This window comes from Mucilaginibacter sp. OAE612 (assembly GCF_041806395.1).
GTDB classification, from domain to species: domain Bacteria; phylum Bacteroidota; class Bacteroidia; order Sphingobacteriales; family Sphingobacteriaceae; genus Mucilaginibacter; species Mucilaginibacter rubeus.
Window position 1 is genome coordinate 6,783,692 of the sequence record NZ_JBGMUW010000001.1, and the last position, 11,789, is coordinate 6,795,480.

Annotated in this window: 7 protein-coding genes; 6 read left to right on the plus strand and 1 reads right to left on the minus strand. The window is 44.5% G+C overall.

Features of this window, described 5'->3' with window-relative positions; all coding sequences use genetic code 11:
• Positions 1-166: 166 nt before the first annotated feature.
• Entirely contained in the window at positions 167-1,708 is a 1,542-nt protein-coding gene (locus tag ABID99_RS28555) for an aldehyde dehydrogenase family protein (protein ID WP_373615863.1), read from the minus strand.
• 238 nt (positions 1,709-1,946) lie between these two features.
• Here ABID99_RS28555 and ABID99_RS28560 point away from each other — a divergent pair, with 238 nt between their 5' ends.
• From ABID99_RS28560 to ABID99_RS28585, 6 genes are all read left to right on the plus strand, one after another.
• A complete protein-coding gene (locus tag ABID99_RS28560) occupies positions 1,947-3,350 on the plus strand; it encodes a lipopolysaccharide assembly protein LapB (RefSeq protein WP_090534789.1) in 1,404 nt (467 codons plus the stop codon).
• A 278-nt stretch (positions 3,351-3,628) separates the two neighbouring features.
• A complete protein-coding gene (locus tag ABID99_RS28565; RefSeq protein WP_090534791.1) occupies positions 3,629-4,390 on the plus strand; it encodes a phosphosulfolactate synthase in 762 nt (253 codons plus the stop codon).
• Between the two features lie 380 nt (positions 4,391-4,770).
• Positions 4,771-8,100 (plus strand): vitamin B12-dependent ribonucleotide reductase, encoded by a 3,330-nt coding sequence (locus tag ABID99_RS28570; protein WP_373615864.1) that lies wholly within the window; start codon positions 4,771-4,773, stop codon positions 8,098-8,100.
• A 183-nt stretch (positions 8,101-8,283) separates the two neighbouring features.
• Complete coding sequence (locus ABID99_RS28575) at positions 8,284-9,297, plus strand: LLM class flavin-dependent oxidoreductase (RefSeq protein ID WP_373615865.1); 1,014 nt, start codon at positions 8,284-8,286, stop codon at positions 9,295-9,297.
• Positions 9,298-9,453: 156 nt separating this feature from the next.
• Positions 9,454-10,188 carry an acyl-CoA desaturase gene (locus tag ABID99_RS28580; protein WP_090534794.1) on the plus strand — a complete coding sequence of 245 codons (735 nt, stop codon included), beginning with the start codon at positions 9,454-9,456 and terminating at the stop codon, positions 10,186-10,188.
• Between the two features lie 250 nt (positions 10,189-10,438).
• Entirely contained in the window at positions 10,439-11,695 is a 1,257-nt protein-coding gene (locus ABID99_RS28585; RefSeq protein ID WP_176628837.1) for a pyridoxal phosphate-dependent aminotransferase, read from the plus strand.
• Positions 11,696-11,789: the final 94 nt, after the last annotated feature.

Here is an 11,789-nt window from a genome sequence, read left to right on the forward strand (position 1 = left end):
GGCGTTAGTGAAACTATCCGAACCGGGATTTGGGTGGATTATGTGGATGGCCAGGATTTTATTTCTTATCCTGTTTATAAATCGGGATTTTATTCCCGTCCTACTTATAAATAGGACAAGCAAATCCCATAAATCTTAAAAATCGCCCCCAATCCTGGTTCAGACTTTACAAATCAAACTTTATCCCCTGAGCTAAAGGCAGCGTTTTTGAATAGTTTATAGTATTGGTTTGCCGCCTCATATAAACTTTCCATGCATCCGAGCCTGACTCCCTGCCGCCGCCTGTTTCCTTTTCACCGCCGAAAGCGCCGCCTATTTCGGCGCCCGATGTACCGATGTTAACATTGGCAATTCCGCAATCAGAACCTGCGTAGGATAAAAATTGTTCTGCCTCGCGCAAATTATTGGTCATAATAGCCGATGACAATCCCTGCGGAACACCATTTTGCAGATCGATAGCCTCCTCAATAGTATTGTATTTGATGAGGTAAAGGATAGGGGCAAAGGTTTCATGCTGCACTATCTTAAAGTGATTTTCAACTTCGGCAATGCACGGTTTAACATAGCAACCAGATTCATAACCAACGCCTTCCAGCTTACCGCCCTCAACCACAAAATTGCCGCCTTCGGCCTTGCATTTTTCAATCGACTCAAGATACAAGGCAACAGCATCGGTGTCAATCAACGGGCCCATATGGTTGTGTTCATCCAATGGATTTCCAATCCTGATCTGCTTATAAGCGTTAACCAGCTTTTGCTTAAATGCCTCGTAAACGCTTTCATGAATAATAAGCCTGCGGGTACTGGTACAACGCTGGCCGGCAGTACCCACGGCGCCAAACACCGCGCCGATGAGCGACATGTCTAAATCGGCATTTTCACTGATGATGATGGCATTATTACCGCCAAGTTCCAACAGGCTTTTGCCCAGCCTTGCGCCAACCGCGGCACTTACAGCTTTACCCATACGGGTTGAGCCGGTGGCAGATACTAACGGAACGCGTGTATCAGCAGCCATAAGTTCGCCTATGTTACGGTCGCCAATAACCAGGCATGAAACACCTTCTTCAATATTATTCTTTTTAAACACCTCCTGCGCTATATGCTGGCAGGCAATAGCCGTTAAAGGCGTTTTTTCGGATGGTTTCCAGATGCATACATCGCCGCAAACCCAGGCAAGTAAGGAGTTCCAGCTCCAAACCGCCACGGGGAAGTTAAATGCCGAAATAATACCTACAATGCCCAGCGGGTGATATTGCTCATACATGCGGTGCTCTGGCCTTTCGCTGTGCATGGTTAAACCGTAAAGCTGGCGGCTTAAGCCAACTGCAAAATCGGCAATATCTATCATCTCCTGCACTTCGCCCAGGCCTTCCTGCAGGCTTTTGCCCATTTCGTAGGATACGAGGATGCCCAGGTCCTGCTTGGCTGCGCGTAAGGCCTCACCAATCTGGCGCACTATTTCGCCGCGTTTAGGTGCCGGGGTTTTACGCCAGGTTTTAAATGCTTTGGCTGCCTGCTCAACCGCCTGGTTATAATCTGCTTCGGTTGCCAGCCTTACTGCTGCTATTTTTTTGCCGTCGACCGGCGATGTTATATCTTTTGCCGCGGCACAGTCGCTGCTACCCCAGGTACTGCCTGTACTAAAGGCGTCATTAATATCGTTTATATGTAAACGTTTTAGGATATCTGAAATATTAGGCTCCATAATTGTTACTTTTGCCAAAGGTAGAAATCTTTAGGGCAATTTTTCAGAATCACTCATCGCTTGCCTGTTGTATCCATTGTTATTAATTATCAATGCTTTGTATTGAACAGTTGTTAAGAATGTTTGAATGTTGAAAACTAAATTGCATTTTGGATGCTTACTTATTGTAATTTGAACTCAATAAGTCTTTACAAGGCAATTTGTCAACCTAAAGCGGATGTTCTGCAAACAAAATTGAATGGAAGAAGAATTTGAATTTGGTTTTACCGAAGACCCAAAATTCTCGGTAGAACGGTACGAGGAAATGATCAGAAATCAGGACTTGTACTTTTTTGATGCCCAGGCGTTTGAGAACATTATCGACTACTACATCGAAAAGAATGATCCGGCCAGGGCATTACAGGTAGCAGAGTACGCGAGAAGCCAGCACCCTTTTGCGGCAATTTTCCTGATCAAACAGGCCCAACTGCTTGTAGTAAGCAACAAGGTTCCGGAGGCTTTTGCCGCTTTGGACCAAGCTGCTATGCTCGAAGCATCTGACGCGGATATCTATATTATCCGCGGTAATCTGTACGAAAGCCTGGAGCGTTATTCCGAGGCGCTGGAAAATTACGAAAAAGCGCTTGACCTTGCCGAAGAGACCGACGAGATCCTGCTGCACATAGCCTACGTTTATCAAAACATGGGCGATTATGAGACTGCCATAACTTATCTTAAGCTCTGTCTTAAGCAAAATATGGAAAACCAGGATGCCCTTTACGAACTGGCGTTTTGCTACGACGTAATGGACAACCAACAGGAAAGTGTTCAGTTTTACCAGCAATATATCGATAACGAACCCTACAGCTACGCGGCCTGGTATAATTTAGGCAATGCCTATACCAAGCTGAGCCTGTTTGAAAAAGCCATCGACGCATATGACTATGCTATATTAATTAAGGACAGCTTTGCATCGGCCTATTTCAACAAAGGCAATGCACTGGTTAACCTTGAAAAATATGCTGAAGCTATAGAAGTTTACCGCCACACCTTTGAATATGAGCAGCCCAATGCCGATACTTATTGTGCCATTGGCGAATGCTATGAAAAGCTGGAGCAAATGGACGATGCGCGTGCCTTCTACAAAAAATCGGTTAAGATGGATCCAAAACTGGCCGATGCCTGGTTTGGGATTGGGGTAACCCTTGATTTTGAGGAACGTTACTTTGAAGCGCTGCACTTTTATAAAAAAGCGCTCGACCTTGATATTGCCAATGCCGATTACTGGTTTGCTATTGCCGATGCCGAATATAAGCTCGGGCATTTAGATGAAGCAGAAAAGGCTTACGAAAAGGTAGTTGAGCTAAATCCGCTTGACATTGATGCCTGGCTGGATTACTCATCGATACTTTACGAGCAGCAAAAGCTTAATGAAGCTATTGAAATTATAGCCCAGGCTATCAAAAATAATCCCGAAGCGGCTGAGCTATACTACCGTATGGTGGCTTACCTGTTTGCCAAAGGCGAATACAACGAAGCCCTTAATAACCTGGAATATGCTTTAGCCGCTGACCCTGAAAAGCATTATATTCTGTTTGATTATTTGCCGCAATTGCAAAAGAATAAAGTGATTGTGGATATTATCAACAGGTATACTAAGTAGAGGAGAATGGGGGTGGTTGATTGGGTTGATTAGGTGAATGGTTTATCTTATAATAAAAATTAAAACATAAAAGGCGCGTATTATGCGTCTTTTGTGTTTTAGGTATATTTAAACTACTCACCTAATCAACCCAATCAACCACTCACCATAAAAATCACAACAATAAATTTACAATCAGCTTTAAAATCATTTAACATTTGAAATTTGCACATCTGCATATTTGTTGCGACCTTTGCCTCGTTAGAACTTTTAGTTATAGGCTATAACAAATACTCACAATGAACTACACTATCAATCATCTTCCTGATCGTACAACTAAACCACGTGATAAAGGCATTACCATGGTTATGGATAAAGGCCTTAGCTTGCGCCAGGTTGAAGATTTTATTGAAGTTGGCGGGCCGTATACCGACATCGTAAAGCTGGGTTGGGCTACATCATATGTAACCCCTAATCTTGAACAAAAACTAAAGCTCTACCGGGAGGCCGGGATCCCTGTTTATTTTGGGGGCACCCTGTTTGAGGCCTTTATTGTACGTAACCAGTTTGACGATTACCGCCGTTTATTGGATAAGTACCAGCTGGAACATTGCGAAGTATCCGATGGTTCGATCACTATTGAGCATGATGTAAAATGTAACTATATCAGCGAGCTGGCCAAACAGGTTACGGTAATATCCGAAGTTGGCTCAAAAGATGTTCAAAAGATCTTTGCCCCTTATAAATGGATCAAACTGATGAATGCCGAAATTGAGGCCGGCTCATGGAAAGTAATTGCTGAAGCACGTGAAAGCGGAAATGTGGGTATTTATCGTGATTCGGGAGAGGTACGCCAGGGATTGATTGATGAGATCCTGACCCAGATCCCTGAAGGGACTATTATTTGGGAAGCGCCTCAAAAAGCGCAGCAAGTTTGGTTCATTAAATTGATAGGTGCGAATGTTAGCTTGGGTAATATCGCTCCAACGGATATCATCCCGCTTGAAACCTTAAGGTTAGGTATCCGCAGCGATACTTTCGACCATTTTTTAGAGATGTAATTGTTGACTGATCTTAATATAACAATTAACCCAGCCTCCGGAGTAATCCGGAGGCTTTTTGTTTTAGAAAGCAAGAGTCAACCTTACACACAGGCAACCTCACAAGACTGGCACCGGCAGGCTAAAACACAGTGATTGAGCATGGTTAAAACTATATGTCCTTTTTCTTAAAAAGTACATCAATTCTTAATTATCAACACTGCAAGTAATTAAAAATCAATTAATTTCTCTTGTATAAGAACAAGGGATGCATGTTATTCCAGGCATGTGGAAAACTCCGGCTATTATGCTGTTCAGCATACTAATAGATTTGATTTAAAACCCCTAAACCTTTTTAGTATTGCACGTACTCAGTTAATTTTATCATAATCTGTAAAGCTATGGCTAAAAACATTACCAGGAAGGCGTCCGCAGCAAGCGGGAAAAAGGGGCTCAAAGCCGAACGCTATTTCACCAAAGAAGGTACCAGTGTTTACGACCTGTTTAAATATGAAAAGCGATCGTCGGTGATCCGCAACCCCTCAGGCGATGCTGTATTTGAAATGAACGATGTTGAGGTGCCGGCGGGCTGGTCGCAGGTGTCTACAGATATTCTGGCTCAAAAATATTTCCGTAAGGCAGGCGTACCTCAACCCGACGGCTCAACCGGATCTGAAAAAAGCATTAAACAAGTTGCCCATCGTATGGCCAACTGCTGGAAAGATTGGGGCATGCGATATGGTTATTTTGCTTCACCAAAAGATGCTGAGATCTTTTATGATGAAATAGTTTATACTATTGTTGGCCAACTGGCTGCTCCAAACTCGCCGCAATGGTTCAATACCGGTCTGCATACCTCATACGGCATTACCGGCAAACCACAGGGACATTATTATGTAGACCCAGTAACAGAACAGTTAAGTAAATCAACTTCAGCATATGAACGCCCGCAGCCGCACGCCTGCTTCATCCTTTCTGTTGATGACGATTTGGTGAACGAGGGCGGCATTATGGACCTTTGGGTTCGTGAAGCCCGCATTTTCAAATACGGATCGGGCGTAGGCACAAACTTTTCTAAGATCCGCGGCGAGAGTGAAAAGCTATCGGGCGGTGGTTATTCATCAGGACTGATGTCATTCCTGAAAATCGGCGACAGGGCAGCGGGAGCCATCAAATCGGGCGGGACAACCCGCAGGGCAGCCAAAATGGTTTGCCTTGATCTGGATCACCCCGAAATTGAGGGTTTTGTGAACTGGAAAGTAGAAGAAGAAAAGAAAGTAGCGGCCCTGATAGCCGCAGGTTATTCGTCTGATTATGAAGGTGAGGCCTACCGCACGGTATCGGGTCAAAATTCCAATAATTCGGTACGCATTCCCAATAGCTTTTTCACAGCACTTAAAACCGGCTCGGCCTGGAACCTAACCAGTCGGATGACCGGCAAAACCGTTAAATCCATATCCTCACAAAAACTGTGGGATGATATCGCATTTGCAGCCTGGGCCTGTGCCGATCCGGGAGTGCAGTTTGATAGCACCATCAATGAGTGGCATACCTGCCCCGAAGGTGGTCGCATCAATGCATCTAATCCCTGCTCGGAGTATATGTTTTTGGATAATACGGCCTGTAACCTGGCATCCATCAACCTTGCCCATTTCTTTAATTCGCAAACACGTGTATTTGATGTAAAGGGTTTTGAACATGCCTGCCGCATGTGGACCATTGTACTGGAAATCTCCGTATTGATGGCACAATTCCCATCAAAAGAGGTGGCACAATTATCCTATGATTACCGTACGCTTGGCCTTGGTTATGCCAACCTGGGTTCGGCCCTGATGGTGAACGGCATTCCTTATGACAGCGATGAGGCCCGTGCTATTGGCGGAGCCATTACCGCTATCATGACCGGTACTGCCTATGGAACCTCGGCCGAAATGGCCCGTGAGCTCGGTACATTCAGCCGCTATAATGATAACAAAGAGCACATGATGCGGGTGATGCGCAACCATCGCTATGCTGCGTATAACTCTACCGAAAACTATGAGGGCTTGGAAATTACCCCTCCGGGCATCAACCCAAAGCACTGCCCCGATTACCTGCTTGCAGCTGCCTGCAATGCCTGGGACAGGGCCGTTGAAATGGGCGAAAAATACGGTTACCGCAATGCGCAAACTACCGTTATTGCGCCTACGGGAACTATCGGTTTAGTGATGGATTGCGATACTACCGGTATCGAACCGGATTTTGCGTTGGTGAAATTCAAAAAGTTATCTGGTGGGGGCTACTTCAAAATTATTAACCAGGCCGTGCCCGAGGCTTTACGCAATTTAGGTTACCAGGATCATGAGGTTACCGCCATAGTTAATTATGCTAAAGGTGCAGCAACCCTAAAAGGTGCTCCGCATATCAATATAGATGCGCTTAAAGCCAAAGGTTTTAATGATGATGAGCTGGAAAAACTGGACAAGGGCCTGGTATCTGCCTTTGAGATCAGTTTTGCTTTCAATATCTGGTCGCTGGGCGAAGAGTGTTTGAAACGCCTGGGCATCACGGCCGAGCAATATAACGCGCCAGATTTTAATGTACTGCGCGCACTTGGTTTCAGCAAAAAACAAATTGCAGAAGCTAACGAGTATATCTGCGGTACTATGACCATCGAGGGAGCGCCGTACCTGAAACAACATCACTATCCTATTTTTGATTGCGCCAACAAATGCGGCGCAAAAGGAGAGCGCTACATCCATGCCCATGGGCACATCAAAATGATGGCAGCAGCGCAGCCATTTCTTTCGGGTGCCATTTCAAAAACCATCAACCTGCCAAACGAAGCCAAAGTTGATGAGATCAAAGATTGCTACGAGCTTTCGTGGAAGCTGGGCCTGAAAGCCAACGCACTTTATCGTGATGGCTGTAAACTATCTCAACCGCTGTCAACCAAATCAGACGTTAAGGAAGAAGCCGATGACAAGCTGGATACGGTTGAAGAAGTATTAGGGGAAGCGGCCAACGTAAAACTGAGCGATCTGACACCCGAGCAGGTTATTGAAGCAGCCATGGCCATCATGGAAAAATCAAAGGATACCAATTTTATGCGCCAGCTTTCGCGCGTGGTGCAAAAGAAACACCTGCCATACAAACGCCGCGGCTTTACGCAAAAGGCCAGTATTGACGGGCAAACCGTATTTGTGCGTACTGGAGAATATGAGGACGGCACCCTGGGCGAGATTTTTGTAGATATGCATAAAGAAGGTGCAACTTTCCGCTCATTGATGAACTGTTTTGCCATCGCGGTTTCTATTGGTCTGCAATATGGTGTACCGCTGGAAGAATACGTAGAAAAATTTACCTTCACCCGTTTTGAACCGGCGGGAATGGTGGTAGGGCATAGCAATATTAAAAGTGCAACCTCCATTATTGATTATATTTTCAGGATGCTGGGCTACGAATACCAGGACCGCACCGACCTGGTACACATCATAACCGATAAAAACGGCGTATTGGGAAACCCGCAAATGGGTGATGAGGATTTTAATGCCGATGAAACCAATGTGTATCAGCCATCTACTCAATCTTCAGATAATTCTATAAATGCTCAAAGAAAAGGCTTATCTTTCGATGTTAGCATGGGCGTACAAAGTGATGCGCCAAGCTGTAACGTTTGCGGGCATACCACGGTTCGTTCGGGTACCTGTTACAAATGCTTAAACTGCGGCAACTCAATGGGATGCTCGTAATCAATACGGATTTTTTCAAATCAATTATAAATAGTTAATTATGTTTAGCCCCGCTCCCCAGGCGGGGCTTATTTATTGTCAGGGTCAAAATTAATGCTGCAGTAATAGTAATTGCAATGCCATAAAAACCCTGGCATAAAGCCCACCTGCAACCCGATGCTTATTTTTGTGTTCACAATAGATATGAGCACAAACAAGATCAAATTGAGCGTGCTTGACCAGTCGCCGATAAGAAAAGGCGCTACTGCCGAGCAGGCCATACAGGAAACCATACAACTGGCAAAATATACCGATACCCTTGGCTATACCCGTTTCTGGATTTCGGAACATCATAATATGGGTATCATAGCAGGTTCAACACCCGAGGTATTGTTAGCCCATTTAGCAGGTGAAACTAAAAACATGCGCATGGGGTCGGGAGGTATTATGATGCCGAACCACAGTACACTAAAAGTTGCCGAAAACTTTCGGATGCTGGAAGCGCTGTTCCCCGGCCGGATTGACCTTGGAATGGGCCGCGCGCCGGGTACCGACAGGATCACCGCAGCCGCGCTTAACCCTTCAAACCAGTTTAGGGAGCAGGACTTTGTTGAGCAACTGGCCGATCTGCAGAATTACTTTCATGATACTTACGAACCGGGAACCATACAGGCGCGTATCAGGGCTATCCCGCAGATTAAAACCGTGCCTAACATGTGGTTGCTAAGCTCAAGCGGACAAAGCGGCTTGTTTGCGGCACATTTCGGTATGGGCTTTTCCTTCGCTCATTTTATTAACCCTAACGGTGGCCCCGAAAGTGTTAAAATGTACAAGGAACGTTTTCAACCGTCGGATGACTTACAACAGCCACAAGCCAACGTGGCTGTGTTTATCTTTTGCTCTGAAGATGAGGAAAAGGTTAGGCAGCACCAGGCCGTGATGGACCATCGCTTTCTGCAGTTTGAAAAAGGCGGGCCAATAGTACCTTTAAGTTATGATGACGTAAAAGATGTAGAGTATACTCCGGCCGAACAGGAACGCATCCGTTATAACCGGTACCGCGTAATTGCCGGCTCGCCAACAGAGCTTAAGCTGAAGTTAAACTGGCTTGCCAATGATTACGGAGTGGATGAAATTATGGCTGTTACCATTACCGAAAATTTTGAAGACAGGCTGGAATCGTACCGCTTATTGGCCGAACAGTTTGAATTATTATAATCCTCGTAAAACAACTTTTTTTAGCAAATGCCGTTTCTATGCCAGGAACGGCATTTTTTATTGAGGCTGATACGATTATTCACATATTAAAAACTTTATAAGGCTTTAAATTGTATCTTTGGAAAGATTATAAATAAGTCTATTTTCTACAATTCAATGGTTATTATCATATTTTTCATAGCGCACTGGTTTCTGTCGCTATTTTTTCAAACGTTCTTTCTGCACAGGTACGCGTCTCACAAAATGTTTACAACCAATAAGTTTTACGAGGGGACTTTTTACCTGCTCACCTATATTTGCCAGGGATCATCGTTCCTGAACCCAAGAGCTTATGCCATTATGCACCGCGAACACCATGCATATAGCGATACCGAAAAAGACCCGCATTCGCCTCATTTTTTTAAGGATGTTTTCCAGATGATGGTATATACGGCTAAAAGCTACAGGCTGCATGTAAGGAAGCTGAAGGAGCCCGAAGAGCGCTTTAAGGGTAATATCCCTGAATGGCGTTTTGTTGATTTTATTGGCTCATCAATGGTATCACGCATCTCATTTGGTGTTTTATACATTTTATTTTACGTGGAGTTTGCTACAGCATGGTGGATGTTCCTGTTGATCCCTATCCACTTTTTAATGGGGCCAATACACGGTGCTATTGTTAACTGGTGCGGTCATAAATACGGTTATCAAAACTTTGATAACGGTGATAAATCAAAAAACACAACCCCGTTCGATTTTTTAATGCTGGGCGAACTATTTCAGAATAATCATCACAAACACCCCAACAAAGCCAATTTTGGCGCCAAATGGTTTGAGATAGACCCGGTTTACCCCGTAATGAAACTCATGCACTGGATGCGGATCATTAAACTGCGCAAAGCATATTTATAAGCTTTTAAGGTTAAAGGCAAAAGGTCAAAGGCAAAAGGTTTTATTTTCTGCTTTTGACCTTTTCTTTTTAGGTTAAAGGCAAAAGGTCAAAGGCAAAAGGTCAAAGGCAAAAGGTTTTCTTTTAGCCATACAGCTTTTTGTAATCCCTCAAATAAACCTTTCACCTTTTGCCTTTATCCTTTTACCTTCCTATACCCTTTCGCCTTTCACCTCAATCGGCTATCTTTGCCGCTCATAAATACATAAATCCATGAGTGTTTCCTTATTAGCTCAAAATTTGCATGGCTCGGAGATCATCAAGATTGCGGGCGAGATCAACGAATTAAAACGACAAGGCCAGAATATCGCCAACCTTACCATCGGCGATTTCGATTCCAATATTTATCCTATTCCAACTCCTCTAAAGGAAAAGATTATTGACGCCTATAATCATAATCAAACCAACTACCCGGCTGCTGATGGCATGCTTGATCTGCGCCAGAGTGTAAGTGGCTTTTTGAAAAGAAGTTTAGGTCTTGACTATGCACCCAACCAGATCCTGATTTCGGGTGGTTCGCGCCCGCTGATCTATTCTATATTTTTGGCGGTAGTTAACCCCGGCGAAAAAGTGGTTTTCCCTGCACCGTCATGGAACAATAACCATTACAGCGATCTGCTGAATGCTGATGCAGTGATAATCCCTACCGCTCCTGAAAATAATTTTATGCCTACTGCAGATGATATTCGCCCGCATTTAAAAGGAGCGGCTTTGCTGGCGTTGTGTTCGCCTTTAAATCCTACCGGTACTATGTTCAGCAAAAAGGACCTGGAAGAGATCTGCGACCTTGTAATTGCCGAAAACAAGAGCCGTGCAGCGGGTGAGAAACCACTGTATTTATTATACGATCAAATCTACTCGCAGTTAACTTTTGGCGAGCATAAGCATTACGATCCGGTAACCCTTCGCCCTGAATTAAAAGATTACACGATTTTTGTTGATGGCGGTTCAAAATGTTTTGCAGCAACTGGTGTACGTGTAGGCTGGGGTTTCGGGCCGGAGCTGGTTATCGAAAATATGAAAGCCATTGTAGGCCACATGGGTGCCTGGTCGCCAAAGCCTGAACAGATGGCTATGGCCAAATTTTTAACTGACGAGGCTGATGTAAACAGTTATCTTGATGACTTAAAAGGAAAGATCCAGGCAAGCCTTACTGCCCTGCATGAAGGTTTCCAGGAGATGAAAACCAGCGGGTTAAACGTAGATTCTATTGAACCTATGGGCGCTATTTACCTTACCCTGAAAATAGATTACAGTGGCAAAACCACTCCGGACGGCAAAGTATTGAAAGATTCGGCAGATATTAACTTTTATTTAATTAAAGAGGCCGGAGCCGCATTTGTTCCATTCTCGGCCTTTGGTACAGGTGATGAGGTGAACTGGTTCCGTGCCTCTGTAGGTGCTACCCCGCTGAGCGAAATTCAAGCCCTGATACCGAGGGTTAAAGCGGCGTTGAGCAAGTTAAAATAAGCCCCCTCTAAATCTCCCCCTGAAGGGTGAGACTTTAAAAACAGCGTGTTATTAGAACGAAAAAAGCGATGAGTATTAATTATTCATCGCTTTT